Annotated in this window: 19 protein-coding genes; 7 read left to right on the top strand and 12 right to left on the bottom strand. The window is 70.5% G+C overall.

The annotated features are described in order from the left end of the window. Positions 1 to 640 precede the first annotated feature (640 nt). Together AB0B85_RS28975 and AB0B85_RS28970 are read left to right on the top strand one after the other, a co-directional pair. The gene (locus AB0B85_RS28975; protein WP_357412136.1) at positions 641 to 841 is read left to right on the top strand and encodes a hypothetical protein; all 201 of its coding nucleotides are present in this window, start codon (positions 641 to 643) and stop codon (positions 839 to 841) included. 880 nt (positions 842 to 1,721) lie between these two features. Continuing rightward, positions 1,722 to 2,834 (top strand): hypothetical protein, encoded by a 1,113-nt coding sequence (locus AB0B85_RS28970; protein WP_357412135.1) that lies wholly within the window; start codon positions 1,722 to 1,724, stop codon positions 2,832 to 2,834. 18 nt (positions 2,835 to 2,852) lie between these two features. Here the strand turns inward: AB0B85_RS28970 and AB0B85_RS28965 are convergent, their stop codons facing one another. Beyond that, positions 2,853 to 3,695: an aldo/keto reductase gene (locus tag AB0B85_RS28965; RefSeq protein ID WP_357412134.1), complete on the bottom strand. Its 843-nt coding sequence runs from the start codon at positions 3,693 to 3,695 to the stop codon at positions 2,853 to 2,855. A 482-nt stretch (positions 3,696 to 4,177) separates the two neighbouring features. On the opposite strand from AB0B85_RS28965, the gene AB0B85_RS28960 reads away from it, so the two are divergent. After that, entirely contained in the window at positions 4,178 to 4,963 is a 786-nt protein-coding gene (locus AB0B85_RS28960; RefSeq protein ID WP_357412133.1) for a TMEM175 family protein, read from the top strand. 73 nt (positions 4,964 to 5,036) lie between these two features. After that, a complete protein-coding gene (locus AB0B85_RS28955) occupies positions 5,037 to 5,444 on the top strand; it encodes a DUF2267 domain-containing protein (protein ID WP_357412132.1) in 408 nt (135 codons plus the stop codon). Between the two features lie 80 nt (positions 5,445 to 5,524). Here AB0B85_RS28955 and AB0B85_RS28950 read toward each other — a convergent pair whose 3' ends face one another. Both AB0B85_RS28950 and AB0B85_RS28945 read right to left on the bottom strand, forming a co-directional pair. Beyond that, complete coding sequence (locus AB0B85_RS28950) at positions 5,525 to 6,535, bottom strand: mechanosensitive ion channel domain-containing protein (RefSeq protein WP_357412131.1); 1,011 nt, start codon at positions 6,533 to 6,535, stop codon at positions 5,525 to 5,527. Positions 6,536 to 6,769: 234 nt separating this feature from the next. Further along, entirely contained in the window at positions 6,770 to 8,731 is a 1,962-nt protein-coding gene (locus tag AB0B85_RS28945; RefSeq protein WP_357412130.1) for a hypothetical protein, read from the bottom strand. A gap of 677 nt (positions 8,732 to 9,408) precedes the next feature. On the opposite strand from AB0B85_RS28945, the gene AB0B85_RS28940 reads away from it, so the two are divergent. Continuing rightward, positions 9,409 to 9,996 (top strand): hypothetical protein, encoded by a 588-nt coding sequence (locus tag AB0B85_RS28940; RefSeq protein WP_357412129.1) that lies wholly within the window; start codon positions 9,409 to 9,411, stop codon positions 9,994 to 9,996. A gap of 71 nt (positions 9,997 to 10,067) precedes the next feature. On the opposite strand, the gene AB0B85_RS28935 is transcribed toward AB0B85_RS28940, so the two are convergent. From AB0B85_RS28935 to AB0B85_RS28895, 9 genes are all read right to left on the bottom strand, one after another. Then, positions 10,068 to 11,279, bottom strand: a complete 1,212-nt coding sequence (locus AB0B85_RS28935) for a helix-turn-helix domain-containing protein (RefSeq protein WP_357412128.1) — start codon at positions 11,277 to 11,279, stop codon at positions 10,068 to 10,070. A 225-nt stretch (positions 11,280 to 11,504) separates the two neighbouring features. Then, positions 11,505 to 12,326: an IclR family transcriptional regulator gene (locus AB0B85_RS28930; protein WP_357412127.1), complete on the bottom strand. Its 822-nt coding sequence runs from the start codon at positions 12,324 to 12,326 to the stop codon at positions 11,505 to 11,507. Next, the gene (pcaC, locus tag AB0B85_RS28925; RefSeq protein ID WP_357412126.1) at positions 12,323 to 12,703 is read right to left on the bottom strand and encodes a 4-carboxymuconolactone decarboxylase; all 381 of its coding nucleotides are present in this window, start codon (positions 12,701 to 12,703) and stop codon (positions 12,323 to 12,325) included. Before pcaC ends, AB0B85_RS28930 begins: the two co-directional genes overlap by 4 nt. Then, positions 12,700 to 13,479: a 3-oxoadipate enol-lactonase gene (pcaD, locus tag AB0B85_RS28920; protein ID WP_357412125.1), complete on the bottom strand. Its 780-nt coding sequence runs from the start codon at positions 13,477 to 13,479 to the stop codon at positions 12,700 to 12,702. The genes pcaC and pcaD overlap by 4 nt, the downstream gene beginning before the upstream one ends. Beyond that, positions 13,476 to 14,816 (bottom strand): 3-carboxy-cis,cis-muconate cycloisomerase, encoded by a 1,341-nt coding sequence (gene pcaB / locus AB0B85_RS28915; protein WP_357412124.1) that lies wholly within the window; start codon positions 14,814 to 14,816, stop codon positions 13,476 to 13,478. Before pcaB ends, pcaD begins: the two co-directional genes overlap by 4 nt. Beyond that, on the bottom strand, positions 14,791 to 15,363 hold the full coding sequence (gene pcaG, locus AB0B85_RS28910; RefSeq protein ID WP_357412123.1) for a protocatechuate 3,4-dioxygenase subunit alpha: 573 nt from the start codon (positions 15,361 to 15,363) through the stop codon (positions 14,791 to 14,793). Before pcaG ends, pcaB begins: the two co-directional genes overlap by 26 nt. Continuing rightward, positions 15,356 to 16,105, bottom strand: a complete 750-nt coding sequence (gene pcaH, locus AB0B85_RS28905; RefSeq protein ID WP_357412122.1) for a protocatechuate 3,4-dioxygenase subunit beta — start codon at positions 16,103 to 16,105, stop codon at positions 15,356 to 15,358. Before pcaH ends, pcaG begins: the two co-directional genes overlap by 8 nt. Then, a complete protein-coding gene (locus AB0B85_RS28900) occupies positions 16,102 to 16,872 on the bottom strand; it encodes a CoA-transferase (RefSeq protein WP_357412121.1) in 771 nt (256 codons plus the stop codon). The genes pcaH and AB0B85_RS28900 overlap by 4 nt, the downstream gene beginning before the upstream one ends. A 26-nt stretch (positions 16,873 to 16,898) precedes the next feature. Next, positions 16,899 to 17,717, bottom strand: a complete 819-nt coding sequence (locus AB0B85_RS28895) for a CoA-transferase (protein ID WP_357412120.1) — start codon at positions 17,715 to 17,717, stop codon at positions 16,899 to 16,901. Between the two features lie 280 nt (positions 17,718 to 17,997). On the opposite strand from AB0B85_RS28895, the gene AB0B85_RS28890 reads away from it, so the two are divergent. Next, positions 17,998 to 19,458 (top strand): benzaldehyde dehydrogenase, encoded by a 1,461-nt coding sequence (locus AB0B85_RS28890; protein WP_357412119.1) that lies wholly within the window; start codon positions 17,998 to 18,000, stop codon positions 19,456 to 19,458. 18 nt (positions 19,459 to 19,476) lie between these two features. Beyond that, complete coding sequence (locus AB0B85_RS28885; RefSeq protein ID WP_357412118.1) at positions 19,477 to 20,658, top strand: 4-hydroxybenzoate 3-monooxygenase; 1,182 nt, start codon at positions 19,477 to 19,479, stop codon at positions 20,656 to 20,658. Positions 20,659 to 20,702 lie beyond the last annotated feature (44 nt).

Genomic DNA, 20,702 nt, shown 5'->3' with positions numbered 1-20,702 from the left:
CACCAGCCGGATACCTCATGCCTCCGGCCTACCGAAACCATCGACGCAGATCACGCAGACACGCCGACGACCGTCAGCCTTTCAACCTCTGTAGCCGCATCGCGGCTAAAACCCGGGGAACTCGCCTGTCCATTCCAGCCAGCGCTGCCGGTGTCGGTTATCTGGTAGCTCTGGCGGTGGCCATGATCGGGTCCTTGATCGTTGCATGGACCGTGGTGCGTCCTGACGGTCCTTCCTGGCTCGCCTGGATGCTTGCTGCTGTCGTGTTTGTGGTCGTACTCAGCGGGAGATGGGTGGCGAAGCCGAGGCGTGCGACATAGGAGGCTGCGGCTGCCACCCGGCCTGCGGGGTCATCCACGAGGGCCAGCACCGACGTGTCCTTGGAGACAACCGCGTCGGCGTCGGACGAGACAGCGGCCACGCGCCGACGTACCATCCCGTTATGGGACTGGCTGGAGCGTCAATCGTGCTGGCAGTGGCCGCCGTGGTGGCGGTGGCGATGGTTGTGGCCGGGGCTGTGAGCCGGCACCGTCGCCGACGCCGCTGACCTCCCGCTCCACAGTGGCGAGAGGCGGACGAGTGTCGCCTCGGGCACTCCTGCTCGCACTGACTTTCGCCTGAGCCGCGCTATCATCCGACGATGACCATCATGCTGATTGCAGGAGTGTTTTCCGTGGTGGCGGGCGCATTGCTGGCGTGGCGACCTATTGGAATGGCCCGCCTGGTCGGTCACTTTGGCCTGGTCAAATACGACCCGGCAAGGACCTCGGAATATCGGCTCACCGGAATCGTGATGGCCGCGATCGGGCTCGTGCTGACCGCTGTGGCTCTGCTCCTCTGAGGTGACGACCACGCCCAAGCCGGCCGTAACCCTGCACGGGCCGCACCGATAGCGGCGCCCGGCCGGTCGGCGGTCAGGCCCGACCGGCGTCCGGTCGCGTCGCGGCAGATGGGTACAACGGTGCTAGAACCCCAAGCACCGGTAACGCGACCGCCATCGACGATGGCAACCTGCCCCTGGTAACCCCAGACCAAGGCATGGGAATGCTCGAATCGGCAGGCGCGTCCGCGACTCAATCGATGGCATGGCTACCCGCGGTCGTCAACGACCTCGTGGCGTCCATCGTAACCGTGTCGGTGAACAACTGGCTCCAAAATCGCCGAGTAAAGCAGGCTTGGCGGCGCTCGCAACAGAGGTGGCTGCTTGACCACCGGCTTCAGCACTACGTCGACATTCTGGAATATGTCACCAGCCTGCGTCGCGTCCTGAGAGAGCGGGCTGGAGAAAACTGAGAGCGCCAGTAATGCCATCGCCGCAAGCCGGGACCTCAACCTACGCATTCGCCTGCTGTCCTCTGGCCGCGTTCGAGACAGTTGGAAGCAGCTTTTGGATCTCATCGACACGTGGCGATGGGATGACATTGACATGTCTGCCTGCTCGGGACTCGCCTCGGCACCTGCCTCGTGCACCAGTGCGAGCCACGGGAGCGCCTTCCTCTGAATCCGCTGCACCCATCGGGATGGTCTTTTAGGCTGCGTGGGCGGGGCGCTCGGTTCGACGAGGGCGTCGCGGTGGCGCTGTACGGCTGCTCGGGGCGGTCCGCTCGGCGGCCTGGCTCTACCACCATCTCAGTCGGCACGGGAGCTGCCACGACGGCGCGTGACGCCCCCCGGTGTGTTCGCCGTCCGCGACCGAGCCCGGCTACCGGTGAGGTGCACCGATGACCCACAGCGAACAGCAGCGCCCGGAGATCGTCGTCGGGCTGGTGGCGACCCCGCCGGACCAGCCCGCCCGGGTGGTCGCGCGGCTCAGCGCCGAGTTGGCCGGACGGCTCGCCGAGCGCCTGGGCGCGGATGTGCGGTGGACCGTCCGGGAAGGCTGGGGGGAGGTAGCACCGCGCCGGGACGGTGGAGTTGAGGCACTGCTCGACGATGTCGCTCGACGACGCAGTGGCGACCAGTGGGACATCGCCATCTGCCTGACCGACCTGCCGCTGCACGCCGAGCGGGTGCCGCTGGTCGCGCAGACCTCCGCCCGGCGCCACGTCGCGGTGGTGTCCCTGCCCGCGCTGGGCCTACACCAGCTGCGAGCAGCCCGCGCGGCCGTTCCGGATCTGGTAAGCCGACTGCTGACCGACGCCTCCGACCAGCGGGTGCCACCGGCCGAGATGACACGTCGGATTCCCGCCGTCCGCCGAGTGGTCGGCGAGGCCGACACCGGCGAGCGGCGCTACGTCGCCTCGGGGCTGATCGGCCGGGTGCGGCTGTTGACCGGCATGGTCCGGGCCAACCGCCCTGGCCGCGCTCTGCTGGGGCTGTCCAAGTTGCTGGTCGGTGCGTTCGGCGCTGCCGCATTTGCGCTCACCACGGACACCATCTGGCAGATGGGTGATGCGCTCGGCGGATTCCGGCTCACCGTGATCATGCTGCTTGGGTTGACGGCGTTGGTGGCCTGGCTGATCGTCGCGCACGACCTGTGGGAGAGACCAACCCGCGAGACACCGGCCGAGCTGGCACGGCTTTTCAACCTGGGTACGATCCTCACCCTCACGCTGGCCACGGCGCTGTCCTACGTGGTGCTGTTCGCTGGAACGGTGCTCGTCGGGGCATTGCTGATCGACACATCCGTGCTGGAACAGACCTTGCAGCGACCGGTGAACCTCACCGACTACCTGACGCTCGCCTGGATCACCAGCTCGCTGGCCACCGTGGGTGGCGCGATCGGCTCCGGGTTGGAGAACGAGGAGGCGGTCCGGGCTGCCGCGTACGGCTACCATCCCGAGCCAGGCGGCTGGCGAGACGAGCAGGACGGGCAGCCCCACAGCGGTAGGTGACCGGAACGGCCTCCGGCCCTACAACATCTCCAGCGGTTGCGGGCCGGACGGCGGAGGGAACGCCGTGTCGAGTGCCGCCACGTCCTCCTCGGCCAGCTGCACGTCGCGCGCTTCCGCGTTCTCCCGGGTGTGTTCTGGCCTGGACGATCGAGGGATGGCCGCGACCGTCTCCTGGCGCAGCAGCCAGGCCAGCGCGACCTGAGCGGCAGTGGCCCCGTGCCGGGCGGCGACCTCCTCGACCTGGGGGTGGCCGAGCAGCCGCCCCTGCTCGATCGGCGAGTACGCCATTACCGGAATGTGGTGCTCGCGTAGCCACGGCAGGAGGTCGTACTCGGGACCGCGGCGCGTGAGGTTGTACAGGATCTGATTCGTCGCGCAGGCGCTTCCGCCCGCATCGAGAAGATCGGTCATGTCCGAGAGGTCGAAGTTGCTCACACCCCACTGCCCGATGTCGCCAGCGTCAACGAGTTCGGTGAACGCCTCGATCGTCTCCGCGAGTGGATGCGTGCCGCGCCAGTGCAGCAGGTAGAGGTCGATGTGGTCGACGCCGAGTCGTTGGAGGCTGCGGCGGCAGGCCTCTACGGTTCCCCGTCGGCTGGCGTTGGACGGCAGCACCTTGTCGACCAGAAAGACGTCGGCGCGTCGTCCGACGATCGCCTCGCCAACGAGTTCCTCGGAAGCGCCGTCACCGTACATCTCCGCAGTGTCGATCATGGTCATGCCCAGGTCGAGTCCGGTGCGCAAGGCGGCGAGCTCGTCCCGCCGCCTCGTGGAGTGCTCGCCGAGGTACCAGGTCCCCTGACCGAGCACGGGCATGGTCTGGCCGGACGGCATCTCGATCGCTTCGCTGGCGAGGGTCATGTCAACCTTTCCCGGGTAGCGGTGGGTTGGCTGTGTTACCCGCCGCCACAGGCAGCACACCCGCGGAGCGGGGCCTTCTCCGCACCGGCGCTGACTGTGCCGCATCAGACCGGTCCTGAGCCCGTGGCGGCGGCCGTTCCGCCGCCCAAAAGGCTGCCGCTCCCGCCGAGCAGCGGCTGTGAGACTGGCCCGAAGCGACAGTCAGCCCGGTGCCCAAGAGCCGGCTGGCCTCCGGCGACTGGCGCACGGTGTACGGGCGTACGGCAGGTGTGCGCCCGACGACCTCGTCGCTTGGCTGGCCGTACCGGTGCTGGTGATCGGCCCCGTGACGTCGTGCTGAGCAACGGGACAGGGATCGCCTGCAGCGCATCGAACGCGGGGAGATCGATCCGACCCGGGTCCAAAAGCAAGCAGGGCCGCTGCGAGAAGGGTCGTCCTCAAACGTTGACCACCGCCCGCATCCGGCCACCGCGGTCCGCCCGGTGGCCGGATACGGCGTATCCGGAGGTAGCGACCTGCGGGCACCGCGCATTCGCAGCCGAACTGCCCAACTGTTTGCCGCAGACGACCCTGGGAAGGCGCACTCGGTGAGCGGACCGGAGACGAACCTGGGCAGCCGGTCGGACACCAGCCGTGCCGTGGCGTTCAGCGATGCGATCTTCGCCATCATCATCACGCTGCTGGTTCTGGACCTCCGGGTGCCGGACGTACCGCCTGGACGCCTCCTGTCCGGCTTGCTGGCCCAGTGGCCATCGTACGTCGCCTATCTCGCGTCCTACTCGTACGTGGCCGTCGTCTGGCTCAACCACAAGGCGGCGTTCAACCGCATTCAGCAGGTCGATCGCGGCCTGCACTGGATGAACCTCCTCGTACTGTTCAGCACGGCGCTGCTGCCGTTTCCGACAATCGTCGTGTCGCACGCGCTGCAGGAACACAACAACACCGACCAGCGCGTGGCCATCGCCTTCTACGCGCTCATCGGCGCGTTGCTGTGCGCGACGTGGCTGGCGTTCTACCACTACCTGGCCCGGAACCCCGACCTGCTGAAGGACCAGGCCAAGGACGGCTTCTTTCCGGTCGAGCGGGTCCGGGCCATCGCCGGGGTCGTCCTGTACGTCCTCGCGGGATTGATCGGCTACCTGCTGGCGCCGCTGGTCGGCCTGGCCATCTTTCTCCTCCTGCCCATCTTCTACGCCATCACCAGCGCCGGCCTGTACCAGCTGCGGGTGGCCCATCGGATCACCCATCACCCTCCCCCACCACGCTGAGGGCGGCGCACCACCGTTTCACCTGAGCCGGGGCGGGTACTCTCCGCCGTCCGCGTTCGAGGGGGGATCCGAGGTGAACTACAGCGAGTTCATTGAGTCTGTGGCAGCACGACCCGAGGTTCCGCCGGAGCAGGCCGAACCGATCGCCCGCGCCACGCTCGAGATCATGGCAAAACGGATCACTGGTGGCCAGGCAAGGGACCTCGCCGTCCAACTCCCCGAGGAACTACGAGGCCAGGTTGCCAGGCCCACCGAAGATCCGGAACGGTTCGGGCTCACCGAATTCCTCGAACGGGTGCAGTCTCGGGCAGGGGTGGATCGCCAGGTGGCCACCGACGGAGCGCGAGCCGTACTGGATACCCTCCGTGAGGCTGTCAGCGCAAAGGAGTACGGGGACTTCGTCGACCAATTGCCGCAGGAGTTCTGGCAGCTGACCGGGCCAGGGTCGGGACAGCTCCAGCCCCGCCGGATCGGCACCTAGGCCACCCCCGGGCCGAGGGATTCGAGGATCCGACACCGTCGAGTTGGTCGAGAAGACGCAGGCGGCCCGGACTCGCGCGTTCACTGCTGATACTGACTGCGGGTGCGGGGCAGCCACTGCGGATGATTGTCGCGCAGGTAGGCGACGAGTCCCTCGCGCAGGTCGCAGCGCAGGTCCCAGGCACTCGCGCCGTCGGCGGCCGAGGCCTGCACCTGGACGACCACCGTCTGCGGGGTGGCGTCGACCATCTGGAGCACCCACTGGCCGCGATCCCACAGCGGTGACGACTCGACCAGCCGTCGCGCTTCCCGGCGCAGGTCGTCCAGGTCGGCGGTGTGGTCGACATGGATCTGGATCTTGCCGACCACCCGGGACTCGTTCCGGGTCCAGTTCTGGAACGGCCGCTCGGTGAAGTACGTCGTCGGCAGGATGAGCATCCGCTCGTCCCAGAGCCGGATCACCACATTGGTCAGCTTCACCTCCTCGACCCGGCCCCATTCACCGTCCACCACCAGCACGTCGCCGACGTGCAGACCATCAGCGAAAGCGACCTGCACACCGGCGAACGCATTGCCGAGCGCGGTACGGGCCGACAGACCGATCAACGCGCCGACCACTCCCGCCGACGTCAACACGGAGACGCCGAAGAGACGTACCGGCCGAAAGGTGATGAGGATCAGGCCGATCGCGACGATCGTGACCACGGCGACGGTGAGCCGCCGCACGGGGCGGATCTGGGTCCGAGCCCGCCGGACCCGCCGGCTGGCTACCGCGTCACCCGGCAGCCGACTGAACGCGGCCGCCTCGGCGACGTGCAACGCCCTGATCACCAACCAAGCCCCGGACAGAACCAGTGCCACCAGGACGCCGTGCCGCAGATGACGCTGCCAACCAGCCGGACCCAACGGCAGGGCGTAGTACAGCACCCCGACCAGCAGGACCATCGCCGCCGGACGGCGGCAGGCATGCCGCAGCGGCTCCAGCAACCACTGGTAACGGCCACGGGCCACGCGGCGGACCAGCATTCCAGAGATCAGGTCCACGACCACCGCCGCCGCCAGCGCGGCTACTACGACCAACGCGGTACGCATCAGAGGCCGCTCACCGTAACCCCGATGTCAGCTTCCCCCAGCTCGCTGTCCCGTCCACGTGCTCAGGGTGCCACCCCCTCCAGTGGTAGGCGGCCAACATGGGCGAACAACCGCTGACCACACTGCGTGAGCCGCCCGTCGATCGCTTACCGGTTGCCGACAGCTGACCAGAGGTCGCCCCGGCGGCCCGAGCGGAAGCGCTTTCGATCATTGGACCAGATGGTGGGGTTGCGGTCAGCGGCGCTGCGCCAGGTGGTCGAGCAGGTGGGCGTGGCGGAACTGGTAGACCGCTCCCGCCTGGCGCAGGACGCCGCGACGGTGAGCGTCCTGCCAGAACGCGAGCATCCGGGTCGGCTGGCGGCGACCGAGAAGTAGCGGCAGCCGGGCGTAGATGAGCCATCGCCCCCAGGCCCGACCGAACAGGGCGTAGGTCAGGCCGTACCCGACGCCGACGAGGAATCCGCGCACGAAGGCGGGGCCGACCGGTGGATCGCCGGGTGCGATGTCGGCAAGGCCCGTGGCGAGGACGCCGATCAACACTCCGGTCATGGCCGTGACAACGAGCGCGTCGGCCACGGTGACCCGGCGGTCGGCGGCGAGGAGCCGGGCGACGCCGGTCCGGCTGCCCCGTCCGCTGACCGGCCGCCGGAGCCGGTCCCGGACCGCGTCGAGCCCGAAGACCCATCCGCCCATGAGTACCGCCAGCAGCGGGTACAGGGCGAGTGGCCGCTGCTGGGGCTCCGTGAGCGGCGTCGGCTTCCCGATTGTGGTCACTATCGCGATGCCGAACCCGATGCCGAGGAGCATGTACAGTCCCACGCCCCAACTGCGGGCGGTTCCGCCGAGGTCACGCAGTCGATGCCCGGGCGGCGTGCCGTACGGCTCGCCCGAGCGCAGATTCATGGTCTGGAGCCCGGCCGCGGCACCGAGCAGGCCGCCGACGCACAGCACGAGGAGGGAGCCGACACTACCGAGCAGATCGCCGAGCAGCAGGACGGGCAGCACCCCTGCCGTCACGGCGAACGCGGCCACCGCGGTCCACGCCCGCACGCCCACCGCGGTGACCGTCTCCAGCCGCCACCACGCGATGTCCGTCGTCCCGGTCCGGTGTAGAAGCCGCGCGAGGTAGCCGAGCCACGAGTCCGCCTTCCTCGCTGTGTACTTGCCGCGCAGCCATCCGGGCCGCGGGCCGTCGTCGCGATAGGCGGCGGCGAGGTAGGAGCGCAGCAGATGCTCCTCGATCGCGCGACGGCCGTCGAGTCGCAGCAGGTCGCCCGGGTCGCCGCCGGGGACGTCGTAGACAGTGCGCGCGAGGTACACCATCAGAGGTGTCTGCAGCAGCGGTGCCACGCCCTCCCAGCGTGTCGCGTCGGTGAAGCGGCCGGCCGCGAGGTACGGGCCGGCGAGCGCTCCCGTGACCGTGCCCAGCGTCACGACAGCCGCCCGTGGTATGGGTGCGCCGGCCGCTGCTACCACCTCGGCGTAGACATCCCTGACGCTCGTCAGCACGAACGGCCGATCCCAGACCTCCTGCTCGAGCGTCTCGACGGCCTTCGTCCGATTCGCGCTGGGCATCTCGTCGAGGCCGTCCAGCAGCGGTACGACATGCCCGCGCTCGACGAGCAGCCGCGCGGCCTGCGGCTGGACCAGGTCCGGATACTGCCCCGCGAGGTCCCCCGCCAGCCACTCGTCGAGCGTCTGGTCGAACGGATCCCACCGGGTGAGCGCGAACGGCACCAGGGAACGGCTGCCCTCGTCCTGACGTGAAGCGAGCATCGTGAGGGCCGCGCTCTTGCCGGCCTCGGGCTCGCCGAGGACGATCAGCCGGCCGGAGGGCAGCGCGCGGTACAACTCCCCGATGTGGGTCACGTCGCGGGGTCTCGGCAGCGAGGCCTTCGACCGGCCTTTGATCTGCGACGACGGTGCAACGAGTTGTCCAGTCTCGTAGACCAGCGGCAACCGGATGGCGTCCGGTGTGGCCAGCCCCAGGCGGTTTGCCTCCCGCTGCCACTGTCGGCGCATCTCCGCGTTGAGCTCGGCCGCGGCGGCCAGCAGATCCGCCGCGGTGACGAGTGCGGTCGGCTGGCGGCTGCCGAGCAGCGCGACGCCGATCGTCGCGGCAAGGGCGACGATCGCGGCGACCCAGTCGACCTTGCCGTTGTCGACAACCACGTTGGTGGCGACCCCGCCCAGCACGGTAATCCCGCAGATGACAGGGAGACGCGCAACTCCGCCACCCCAGCGCCGCATGCGCCCATTCTCCACGGCGAGGGGGCACGCCTGTAGACCCCCGTGCGCACTCTCGTCGGCTACTCGTTTCATAGACCTGCGACCGTGGCCCGGCCAGGCTTCGGTCGAGGCACCCGGGCTGTCGCTCTCACCTCGGCTGCCCACGCTGGTCGTGTGGCTCTCGTCGCCCGACCGGCTCCTGGCCGATGGCGAGCAGGTCGTCGACGTCCTGCCGAAGCTGTCCGCCCGGGCGCGGGTCTTCGCCACCGGCCGGGGCCGCAGAACCGACGCCACTGACGCCGATGTCGAGGGGGCGCTACCCGAACGCGGCCTGTTCCAGGATCTCGACGACCAGCCAGATCGTGTCGTCACCACCCAGGTCGTGGTTCACCACAGCGCCCTCATGATCCGCCAACCGAATTGCCACACCAGGTCAACCGCATACCGGGACTCGTCCCTTCGCCAGGGTGCCGACAGGTCAGGGTCGGTGCGGCCCGTTGCGCGGCATGACAATGACAGGGGTCGGTCGGTGCGCAGGTTTGCGATTGTTCACGAAGACGCCGACGCACTTTTCGCTGAATAGTTTCCTCACCATGTTTTCCGATTCCCCTGCAAATTCGGGGAACGATTTCTAGGAGGGGAAGATGCTCAGACGTCGCGTGTTCGGCATCGGGCTCGCCGCACTGCTGGCGGTCTCCGTGGCCACCGTTGCCACTCCGGCCAGTGCGGCAGAGTCCGCGACAGGTGCCGGGACGATCCCACAGCCGGTGCTCGCAGCGGCACAGGCTCTGGCCGGGGAGCAGGCCGCAGCGACGACGCCCACGTTCAGCCGGAAGCCGACCGCTCGTGGGCCGGCCATGGCGGCCGCCGAGAATGTGATCACCTGCACCGCACGGGCCCAGTACCCACATGCGTCGACCGGCGGCAACGGCATCCCGGGCAGCATCGACGGCAAGGCCGATTCGTGGTGTGACGCGCCAATCCCGTACATCGGTGCTCAGGCCGAGTTGTACCAGTACGTCCCAGGCAGCGGCTTCTTCCTGGTGTCGGTCGGAGGCCTGAACTCCGGTCCTGGCAACAAGACGTACACAGGTGTCGCCTTCACGATCTGCCAGAGTGTGCCGAACTACTACGTCACCAAGGGCATCCACACGTACACCGCTCCCGGCGGCTACTACCCACCGTCACTGACGATGACGACACAGTCGCCCATCGTGCAGGTCACCTGCTGAGGAGGCCGCACTGATCAAGCCGGTCGACCGTCGCGGTGCCAGCGGCGGTCGACCGGCTACGCCCGGCCTCGTCACGCCTCCCGCAGCCGGTCCGCGAACGCCCAGGCGACGGCGGCGGTCAGGATCCGCACGCCGCGGGTCGAGGCCGGACGCAGCCCGATCAACTCCTCCACGCGTCGCAGGCGATAGTCGAGCGTGCGGGTGTGCACACCAAGCGTCCGTGCCGTCGCCGGTCGGGACATGTCGTGCAGGTAGTACGCGTCGAGGGTGCGGATCAGGTCCGGGCCGGCTTCGAGTCGGGTGATGAGCTCCCGCAGCCAACCGTCCATCTGGGGCGAGCGGGCGGCTCCGAGTTCGACGAACCTGTCCGCGACGCTGTAGAGGTGCTGGGGCATTCGCTCCGCCGACGTCAGTCGGCTGATCTGTCGTGCCTGCTCCAGCACACCGGCCAGCTGGCCCACGGGCCCGAGGGCAGCGCCGGCGGCGCACTCACGGCCGGAGTCCATGGCGACGCCGCGGACCAGGTCCAGGGTGCGATCCGCCGCCGAACCGTATACGCCACCGTCGACAAGCCATGCCGACGTGCCCGCCGGCGCGTCGACCGATGCCGGCGTGACAAGTACCAACTCCGCCGGCCCGAGCCAGGACATCGGGATCCGCCAGGACGCCAGCACCGCAGCGACGATGCGCTTCCGAGCCGGCGCGGTCAGGCCCGGCGGGTCGAACCGAACAACAGTCACCAGCCAGTGACTCGCAAGACGTACGCCGGCCGCCCGAGCGATGCCCGTCGGCGGTGGTTCGTCGTCGGCCAGCAGCGATCGCGCGAGCATCTGGACCTGAGCCGACATCGACCAGGTCTGTGCGACGCCGACAACGTACCCGTCCAGGTAGGCACCGCGGGCCCGGTTGCCCTCCCGCCCGAGCCAGTTGGCCATGTGGAGCACGTCCTCGGTGTTGGCCGCAGTAGCGGTCTCCACCACATCGCGCAGCATCAGTGCGGTATGGGTGCTGAGCGCCTGCCGCTGCGACGCCAGCGAGAGCCGGTCCTCGCCGCGTCGTCGGCCGACGTCGCCGATGGCCGCCAGGTCATCCTCGTCGAGCGGCGTGTCGTCCCGTACGCGCTCCAGACTCACCAGGCGGATGAAACGCGCGAAGTCGAGCATGTGCGTGAGCTGCTCCGGTGACGGTGACGCGTACTCGGGCACCTCTCGCTGGTAGGTATTGACGGCACGCACAGCATTGACGTCAATCCGCCGTTGGAGCGCCACGATCAGGTCCGGCACGACACCTCCTGCAAGGGACGGCGAACGCATTCGATAGACGTTTGCCGATCCTATCGTCGGACCTAGACGCAAACGGCGACGCGGTGACGGCGGTCCAACACGTCCCAACTGACGAGGGCGCCTGGTGGTGCCGTACCCGGAGACCCTGTCCGTGCTTGGGTGATCAACCTTGCGGTGGCCGAGTGGTGCCTACGCCGTCCGGCCCGGGTGCCAGCGCCCCGGCCCTCACGCTGAACTGAGCCCGTGGGCCGTCGGTGTCCGGCTCAGGCCGCCCCGGATGTCCTCCTCGATCCGCTTCGCGGCGGCCAGCAGCGGCGGGAGCAGCTCTCGACGGATCATCTCGAACGACCCCCGGCTGGCGTGCGCGGAGACGTTCACCGCGGCGATCACCGACCCGTTCTCGCCGTGGATCGGCGCGGCCACCGAACGCAGCCCCTCCTCCAACTCCTGGTCCACGATGGCGTACCCCTGGGCGGCGATCTTCGTCAGGATGGCGCGCAGCTTGGCCGGGTCGGTGACGGTGCGCCGGGTCAGCGGTCGCAGCTGCGCGGCGGCGAGGTAGTCGTCCAGCCACTCGACCGGCTGCGCGGCGAGCAGCACCCGGCCCATCGAGGTGGCGTACGCGGGGAACCGGGTGCCGACGCTGATCCCCACCGTCATGATCCGCTTGGTGGGCACGCGGGCGACGTAAACCACCTCGTCACCGTCGAGCACCGACACCGAGCAGGACTCGTGAACCTGCGCGACAAGCGCCTCCATGTGCCGCTGCGCGACCTCGGGCAGGCTCAGGCTGGACAGGTAGGCGTAGCCGAGTTCGAGGATCCGGGCCCGCAGCGAGAAAAGCCGGCCGTCGGTGTGCACGTACCCCAGCTCGACCAGAGTGAGCAGGAAGCGGCGCGCCGCGGCCCGGGTCAGCCCGGTCCGTCTGGCCACCTCGCTGAGCGTGAGCTGCGGATGGTCGCCGTCGAACGCCCGGATCACCGCAAGGCCGCGCTCCAGCGACTGAACGAACTCCGGCGACCTCGTCGCCTCCTCGCTCGCGCTCACCCGGCCTCCTGCCGCAGGGTCTCCCGGGCCACAGTGAACGCCCGGTTCGCCGCCGGTACACCAGCGTAGACGCCGACCTGGAGCAGGACCTCCGCCACCTCCTCGGGGCTGAGCCCGTTGCGCAGCGCGGCCCGGACGTGCATCGCCAACTCCTCGTCGTGGCGCAGGGTGGCGAGCACGGCGAGGGTGACGCAACTACGGGTCCGCCGGTCGAGGCCCGGCCGGTTCCACACCTCCCCCCAGGCGTAGCGGGTGATGAAGTCCTGGAAGTCGGCGGTGAACTCGTCGGTGCCGGCGATCGCCCGGTCCACGTGCGCGTCACCCAGCACCTGTCGACGTACCGTCATGCCGGCGTCGTGCCGCTCGCTGTCGTTCATCCGTCACCACGTCCCTCGTGGAAGTGTTCCAGCAGGAGTCGGCACACCTGCTCGGGTTGTTCGACGTTGGCCAGGTGCGCCGCCGCGTCGACCACCGCCAGCCGGGCCCGTGGGATGCGACCGACGATGTCGCGGGCGTGCTCCACCGGGGTGGCCGGGTCGTCCGCCCCGGCGATGACAAGCGTCGGCGCGGCGACCCGGCCGAGGTCGGGTCGGAGGTCCATCGCGGCTATCGCCTCGCAGCAGGCGGCGTATCCGGCCGGCGACGTCGTGGTCAGCATGGCGCGGTGGGGGGCGACCACCTCCGGCCGCGCCGCCGCGAAGGTCGGGGTGAACCAGCGGGCCACCACCGCGTCGGCGACCGCCGGCAGGCCGTCGGCCCGGACCGTCGCGGCTCGTGCCCGCCACTGCTCGGGTGGGCCGAGCGACGCCGACGTGCAGAGCAGCGCCAGCCGCCGCACCCGGTCGGGCGCGTAGGTGGCGAGCCACATGCCCACCATGCCCCCGAGGGACAAGCCCGCGTAGTGGACCCACGGCACGTCGAGGTCGTCAAGCGTCCGCACCAGCTCCCGGCCCAGCAGGTCCAGGGTGTACGGTCCGGGCGGCACCGCCGAGCGCCCGTGGCCCAGGTGGTCGTACCGGATGACCCGGAACCGTTGGGCGAGCGCCGACAGCTGGGGTTCCCACATGGCGGCGGTGGTGCCGAGGGAGCTGCCCAGCAGCAGCACCGGCGCGGCGGCCGGGCCGTCGACGGTGAGATGCAACCGGGTGGTCATCCGCGCGCTCCCCGGACGGCGGCCAGGGCACTGTCGACGAACCGGCCGGCCGAGCCGAGCCAGCGGTACGGGTCGAGCGCCTCGGCCAACTCCGTGTCGGACAGGTGGGCACGGACGTCGGGGTCGGCGAGCAGCGCGGCGCGGAACGAGGGCGCGGCGGCGGCGCGGGTCACCAGATCGTGTGCGACGCGGCGGCCGACGGCGGGCGCCAGTCGGGCGACGACCGCCTCGGCGAGCAGGAGCCCGCCGGTCGCGTCGAGGTTCTCCCGCATCCGCTCCGGGCGGACCTGGAGCCCGGCCAGCATCCGAGCGCACCGGGCGGTCGCGCCACCGGTCACGTGCAGCAGATCGAGCAGCGGCTCCCACTCGGCGTGCCAGCCGCCCGCGGCCCGCTCGTGCTCCTGCACCGCCGTGGCGAACAGTGTGGCGACGAGACCCGGACCGCGTCGCGCCGCGGCGGTGACGAGGATCGAGTCCACCGGGTTGCGCTTGTGCGGCATGGCCGAGGAGCCGCCTCGTCCGGCGCCGCCCTCGGCGACCTCACCCACCTCGTTCTGGGCGAGCAACCCGACGTCGAGCGCGATCTTGCCGGTGGCCACCAGGAGCCCACCGAGGGCGGCGGCCAGATCGAGCCAGGGTTGACGGCGGGTGTGCCAGGGCAGCGGGCTCGGCGGGAGGCCCAGGTGCGCCGCGAACCGTTCGGTGACCTCGGCGCCGGCCGGGCCGAACGCGGCAAGGGTGCCGACCGCGCCGCCGAGTTGCGCGGGCTGCGCGGCGCGGGCCTGACGCAGTCGGTCCCGGGCCTGGGCCAGACCGGTCAACCAGCCGGCGGCCTTGAGCCCGAAGGTGCTGGGTGCCGCCTGCTGCCCGAGTGTCCGGGCGACCATCACGGTGTCCCGGTGCGCGTCGGCCAGCCGGGCGGCGGCCTCCACTGCGACGTCGAGGTGAGTCAGCAGCGGCCCGAGCGCCCGCACCGCCACCAGGACCAGCGCGGTGTCCAGCACATCCTGGCTTGTCGCTCCGGAATGCACCCAGGCCCGGGCGTGCTCCGGCACGGCGGCGGTCAGCTCGCCCACGAGCGGGACGACCGGGTTGCCGGTGGCGTCGGCGGCCCGGCCCAGCGCCGCCGGGTCGTACCGCTCGGCGCGGCACTGCGCGGCGATCGCGTCGGCCGCCGGTACGGGCACGACGCCGGCGTCCGCCGCGGCGCGGGCGAGCGCGGCCTCCACGTCGAGCATCGCCTGGAGCACTGCCGAGTCGCTGAGTTCCGCGTCGACGTCCGGGGTGCCGGAGAGGCCGCCGAGCAGGCCGTCAGAGGGCGAAGAAGACTGTCTCATGGTCGCCCTGAAGGTGGATGTCGAACCGGAGCCCGTCCGGGGCGGGACTCGCCAGCAGGGTGCCACGGCGGTCGGCGTCGACGCTGCGCAGCACGGGGTCGGCGGCGTTCGCCGTCGACTCGTCGGGAAAGTAGAGCCGGGTGACGAGGCGGTGCAGCAGCCCACGCCCGAAGACCGACAGGGTCAGGTGGGGGGCTTCGGTGCCGCCGTCCGGCTCGGGCAGCGCACCGGGTTTGACGGTAAGCAGCCGGTAGCACCCCTGCCCGTCGGTCTCGCTCCGCCCGAATCCGCGAAAACCCGCGAGCGCGGGCGGCCGGGCACCCCGAGGGTCGTCCGGATGGTCGAACCGGCCCTCCGGGTCGGCCTGCCAGCTCTCCACCATCGCGTCGACCACCGGCGTCCCGGTGCCGTCGACGATCCGACCGCTGATCCAGAACGCGCCCGGCGTGCCCTCGGGCACCACGTACGGGCCGTCGGGCCAGTGCAGACCGATGTGCAGGTACGGCCCGACGGTCTGCGCGGGCATGACGCCCAACTGCTCACTCATCGTCGTCCTCGTCCTCGAAAGGAGTGCTCTCCCGGCCGCGCAGCACGATGTCGAATTCGTACGCCAGCGCCCACTCCGGTGTGGTGGCGGCGTGGTCGTACCGGGCGATCATCCGTGCCCGGGCGGCCTGGTCGCGGACCGAGTTGAAGACCGGGTCCTGGAAGAAGAGCGGGTCGCCAGGGAAGTACATCTGCGTCACCAGCCGTTGGGTGAACGCCCGGCCGAAGAGGGAGAAGTGGATGTGCGCCGGCCGCCAGGCGTTGTCGTGGTTACGCCAGGGGTAGGCGCCGGGCTGCACGGTGACGAACCGGTAGCGCCCCTGGTCGTCGGTGAGCGCCCGGCCGACCCCCTCGAAGTGGGGGTCGAGCGGCGCGGGCCAGGTGTCCCGTGCGTGGCGGTACCGACCTGCGGCGTTGGCCTGCCAGATCTCGACAAGCGTGTGGGGTACCGGCCGGCCGTCACCGTCGAGGACCCGCCCGTGCACGATGATCCGCTGTCCCTGCGGCTCGCCGTCGTGCTGGCGGGTCAGGTCGTGGTCGAGCGCACCGACCCGCCCCTCCCCCAGCAACGGCCCGGTGATCTCGGTCAGCCGCTGCGGCAGGTAGACCAGTGGGTGTCTCGGCGCCCGCGCCACTGTCGACTGGTAGCCGGGGCTGAGCAGGGGCGGGTGGGCGTCGACATCGTCGCGCCGGTACCGCGGTAGCACCAGACCACTGTCCGCCTGGGTGTCCTGGGTGGTCACTGTCGTCTCCCGTCGGACTTCGTCGCCTCCAGCGCCCGCAGCACCGCGAGTTCGCGTGCCGTCGGCGGCGTACCGGTGGCCAGTCCCCGGGCGACGGCGAGGTCCCAGCCGGTGGCCGCCCGCGCCTGGTCCTGGGTCACGCCGGGGTGCAGGTGGGTAAGTGTGAGTTCGCAGGTGACCGGGTCGGGTGCGAGGACGCCGAGGTCGGTGATCACCACTCGGGGGCCTCCGCCGCGCAGACCGAGTCGTTCCCGGTCGCCGGGGCCCGTCCCGTACCCGACCGAGGTGACGAAGTCGACCCGTTCGGTGAACGTCCGGAGGTCCTGCCGGACGATCACCACGACCTCGCCGCAGGAGGCGGCGATCTCCGGGGCGCCACCGGCGCCGGGCAGCCGGACCGTCGGGGCGTCGTAGTCGCCGCCGACGACGGTGGTGTTGATGTTGCCGTAGCGGTCGATCTGCGCGGCGCCGAGGAAGCCCACGTCGATCCGACCGGGCTGGAGCCAGTAGTTGAACACCTCGGGCACCGAGACGACCGCGTCAGCGGTGTCGGCGAGGATCCCGTCTCCGATGGAGAGCGGAAGCCGGTCCGGTTTCGCGCCGAGGCACCCGGATTCGTAGATGAGCACCAGGTTCGGGGCGTGGGTCGCGCGGGCGAGGTTCGCCGCGGTGCTGGGCAGCCCGATCCCGACGAAGCAGGCGGTGCCGTCGCGTAGTTGCCGTGCGGCGGCGACTGTCATCATCTCGTCCGCGGTCCAGTCCGTCATCGCGTTCCCTCGCTCGCTGCGCTGGCTCACGCCGCCGCGCCGGCCCTGTGCACGTGCTCGTCCAGCCAGGCCCGGAAGGTGTCGCGGTGCCGGCTGACCGCGTCCCAGTCCCGGTAGAAGTCGTTGTCCCGCACCGAGTAGCCGTGGGCGTAGGAGGGGTGCGCGCCTCCGGGCACCTCGGCCACCGCGGTGACCGCCCAGCCGGGCAGGATCACCTGCCCGGGTACGGGTTCCCACTCGTCCACGATCTCCTCGACTGTGACAAGTGAGCGGTGGGCGGCGAGCACCGCCTCCTTCTGCACCCCGGTGATGCCCCACATCTGCACGTTGCCGTTCCGGTCGGCGCGCTGGGCGTGCACCACCGTCACGTCCGGACGCAGGGCGGGGACGGCGGTCAGCGTTTCGCCGGTGAACGGGCAGGTGATGGGCCGGATGTTTGTGGTGTGCCCGGGCAGGTCGGTGCCGGTGTAGCCGCGCAGGACGGCGAACGGCAGCCCGGACGCCCCGGCGACGTACCGGTTGGCCATGCCCGCGTGACTGTGCTCCTCCAGGTCGAGTGGGCGTGGCCAGGCGTGCTGCACGGCGTCCCGGAAGCGGTGCAGCGACCCGACGCCCGGGTTGCCACCCCAGGAGAAGACCAGGCGACGGGCGCAGCCCGCCCCGATGAGCTGGTCGTAGATGACGTCGGGGGTCATCCGCACGAGGGTCAGATCCTGCCGCCCCTGGCGGATGATCTCGTGACCGGCGGCGAACGGAATGAGGTGGGTGAACCCTTCCAGGGCCACCACGTCGCCGTCGCGGACCAGGTCCGCCACGCCTTCTGCCAGCGAGACGAGCTTCGCCATGGGCCTCCCCGCCTCCCGCCCGAACCGTGCCGCGGCAGCCGTTCGCTATGCGGACTGCCGTACTCATCTCGAACGTACGACGGGGAACGACATCCGTCAACGACAGGCCGGACCGCCGTCCACAATGCACCGCAGTCATGCCGGGCGATGCGTTGACGCGAGCCGGGCCACGTGCCAACGTTCATGAAGAGAACGGCCGTTCGGTCAGCGAACACCTTCGGGCCCTTCGTGAGCGGAAGTCCGCCCAGCCCACCGGCCCCACGCTCCGAGGAGGACCGCCATGACACTGCTTGACGTCACGACCTGGCAGGGCACCCTGCACAGCGACGGCTGGGTGGAACCGGCCGGCGGCACGGCACCCGTGCGATCCCCCGCCACCGGCGAGGAGATCGGCCAGGTCGGCGTGGCGAACGCCGAGGACGTGACGCGCGCCTGCGCCCGCGCCGCCGCCGCCCAGCGCGCCTGGGCCGCCACCAGCTACACCGAGCGGGCCGCTGTGCTGCGCCGGGCCGGACAGCTGTTCGAGCGGCACGCCGCCGAGATCGGCGACTGGATCGTGCGGGAGGCCGGGTCCGTCCCACCCAAGGCCGGCGTCGAGACCGACACCGCGGCGCAGGAATGCTACGAGGCGGCGGCGCTGGCCTCGCACCCGCTCGGCGAGATCATCCCCAGCGCGCAACCGCGGCTGAGCCTTGCTCGCCGGTTGCCCGTCGGCGTCGTCGGGGTCATCGCGCCGTTCAACTTCCCGCTCATCCTGGCCACCCGGTCCGTCGCCCCGGCCCTGGCGCTGGGAAACGCCGTGGTGCTCAAGCCCGATCCGCGCACCGCGGTCTGCGGCGGAGTCTCGATCGCCCGGGTCTTCGAGGAGGCCGGCCTGCCCGCCGGGCTGCTGCACGTCCTTCCCGGCGGCGTCGAGGTCGGCGAGGCGCTGGTGGCCGACCCGAACGTACGGGTGGTCAGCTTCACCGGGTCCACCGCCGCCGGTCGCAAGGTCGGCGAGGCGGCGGCACGTCACCTCAAACGCGCACACCTCGAACTCGGCGGCAACTCGGCGCTGATCGTGCTCGACGACGCCGATCTGGACCTCGCGGTCTCCGCCGGCGCCTGGGGGTCGTTCCTGCACCAGGGCCAGATCTGCATGACCACCGGACGGCACCTGGTGCACGAGAGCCTGTCCGAACGGTACGTCGAGCGGCTGGCGGAGAAGGCGAACCACCTGCCGGTCGGCGATCCGGCGAAGGAGCAGGTGGCACTGGGGCCGATCATCGACGAGCGCCAGCGCGACAAGGTCCACGCACTGGTCACGGCGAGCGTCGACGCGGGCGCCCGACTGGCGGCCGGGGGCACGTACGAGGGGCTGTTCTACCGGCCGACGGTGCTCACCGACGTCACCCCCGCGACCCCGGCGTACGCCCAGGAGGTCTTCGGCCCGGTCGCGCCGGTGATCACCTTCGCCGACCAGGACGAGGCAGTGCAGTTGGCCCGGCAGACCGAGTACGGCCTGTCGCTGGGGATCCTGGGCCGCGACGTGATGAGGGCGATGGCCCTCGCCGACCGGATCCCCAGCGGGATCGTGCACATCAACGATCAGACGGTGAGCGACGAAGCAGTGGCGCCGTTCGGTGGGGTGGGGGCGTCCGGCACCGGCTCCCGGTTCGGTGGGGCCGCGGCGAACGTCGAGGCGTTCACCGAGACCCAGTGGCTCACCGTGCAGGGCACCATCACGCGGTACCCGTTCTGACGCCGGGAGGAGAGGAGCATGCCGGGAATGCGTACCCAGGTCGGCATCGTCGGCGCCGGGCCGGCGGGACTCATGTTGTCGCACCTGCTGCACCTGCGCGGAATCGAGTCCGTGGTGCTGGAGAGCCGCAGCCGCGACCACGTCGAGCACCGGCTCCGGGCCGGGGTCCTCGAACAGGGCTCTGTCGATCTGCTCTGCCGCAGCGGCGTCGGTGAGCGGCTGCAACGGGAGGGACTGCGCCACGAGGGCATCGAGCTGCGCTTCGCCGGGGAGTCGCACCGGGTGCCGATGGCAGACCTGACCGGGCGGGCGATCACCGTCTACGGGCAGCAGGAGGTGGTCAAGGACCTGATCGCCGCCCGACTCGCGGCCGGTGGCGCGATCCTCTTCGAGGCCGAGGCGGTACGCCTGGCCGGTCTCGACTCGGACGCGCCGGTCGTCCACTTTCGACGGGACGGGCGCGACGAGGAGCTGCACTGCGATTTCGTGGTCGGCTGCGACGGGTTCCACGGGGTGAGCCGCGGCGCGGTGCCCGAGGGGGTGCTGACCACCTACGAGCGGGCGTACCCCTTTGCCTGGTTGGGCGTCCTCGCCGCCGCGGCGCCGGCGGTGGACGAACTCATCTACGCCAACCACGAGCGGGGCTTCGCCCTCTACAGCATGCGCTCGCCCGAGATCTCTCGGCTGTACCTACAGGTCGCGCCGGACGAGGACATCGCCGCGTGGCCGGACGAGCGGATCTGGGCGGAGCTGCGGGCCCGGTTGGAGACGGTGCCGGGGTGGTCGCTCAACGAGGGACCGATCCTGGAGAAGTCCATCACCGGAATGCGCAGTTTCGTGGTCGAGCCGATGCAGTGGCGGCGGCTGTTCCTGGCCGGGGACGCCGTGCACATCGTCCCACCCACCGGCGCGAAGGGCATGAACCTCGCCCTCGCCGACGTCGCGCTGCTCGGGGACGCCTTCGCCGCGTGGTACGACGGGGGCCGCACCGATCTGCTGGATGGCTACTCGGCCACGGCGTTGCGCCGGGTCTGGCGGGCCCAGCACTTCTCCTGGTGGATGACCTCGATGCTGCACCGGTTGGAGCGCGACGACCCGTACGAGACGAAGCTGCAGACCGCCACGCTGCGGTACGTCGCCACCTCCGAGGCGTACGCCAGGAGCCTGTCCGAGAACTACGTGGGCCTGCCCGAGGTGTGAGCGCGAGCTGGTGCGACGTCGCCACAGCAGAGCGTTGTTCAACT

This window comes from Micromonospora sp. NPDC049044, from assembly GCF_040649215.1.
Taxonomy (GTDB): domain Bacteria; phylum Actinomycetota; class Actinomycetes; order Mycobacteriales; family Micromonosporaceae; genus Micromonospora.
This window is presented reverse-complemented; position numbering and strand designations above follow the sequence as displayed.

Coding starts and splice junctions, on each gene's coding strand:
- AB0B85_RS28975 (WP_357412136.1), top strand. CDS start 641: ATGACCATCATGCTGATTGCAGGAGTGTTTTCCGTGGTGGCGGGCGCA.
- AB0B85_RS28970 (WP_357412135.1), top strand. CDS start 1,722: ATGACCCACAGCGAACAGCAGCGCCCGGAGATCGTCGTCGGGCTGGTG.
- AB0B85_RS28965 (WP_357412134.1), bottom strand. CDS start 3,695: ATGACCCTCGCCAGCGAAGCGATCGAGATGCCGTCCGGCCAGACCATG.
- AB0B85_RS28950 (WP_357412131.1), bottom strand. CDS start 6,535: ATGCGTACCGCGTTGGTCGTAGTAGCCGCGCTGGCGGCGGCGGTGGTC.
- AB0B85_RS28940 (WP_357412129.1), top strand. CDS start 9,409: ATGCTCAGACGTCGCGTGTTCGGCATCGGGCTCGCCGCACTGCTGGCG.
- pcaC (WP_357412126.1), bottom strand. CDS start 12,703: ATGAACGACAGCGAGCGGCACGACGCCGGCATGACGGTACGTCGACAG.
- pcaD (WP_357412125.1), bottom strand. CDS start 13,479: ATGACCACCCGGTTGCATCTCACCGTCGACGGCCCGGCCGCCGCGCCG.
- pcaB (WP_357412124.1), bottom strand. CDS start 14,816: ATGAGACAGTCTTCTTCGCCCTCTGACGGCCTGCTCGGCGGCCTCTCC.
- pcaG (WP_357412123.1), bottom strand. CDS start 15,363: ATGAGTGAGCAGTTGGGCGTCATGCCCGCGCAGACCGTCGGGCCGTAC.
- AB0B85_RS28900 (WP_357412121.1), bottom strand. CDS start 16,872: ATGACGGACTGGACCGCGGACGAGATGATGACAGTCGCCGCCGCACGG.
- AB0B85_RS28895 (WP_357412120.1), bottom strand. CDS start 17,717: ATGGCGAAGCTCGTCTCGCTGGCAGAAGGCGTGGCGGACCTGGTCCGC.
- AB0B85_RS28890 (WP_357412119.1), top strand. CDS start 17,998: ATGACACTGCTTGACGTCACGACCTGGCAGGGCACCCTGCACAGCGAC.
- AB0B85_RS28885 (WP_357412118.1), top strand. CDS start 19,477: ATGCCGGGAATGCGTACCCAGGTCGGCATCGTCGGCGCCGGGCCGGCG.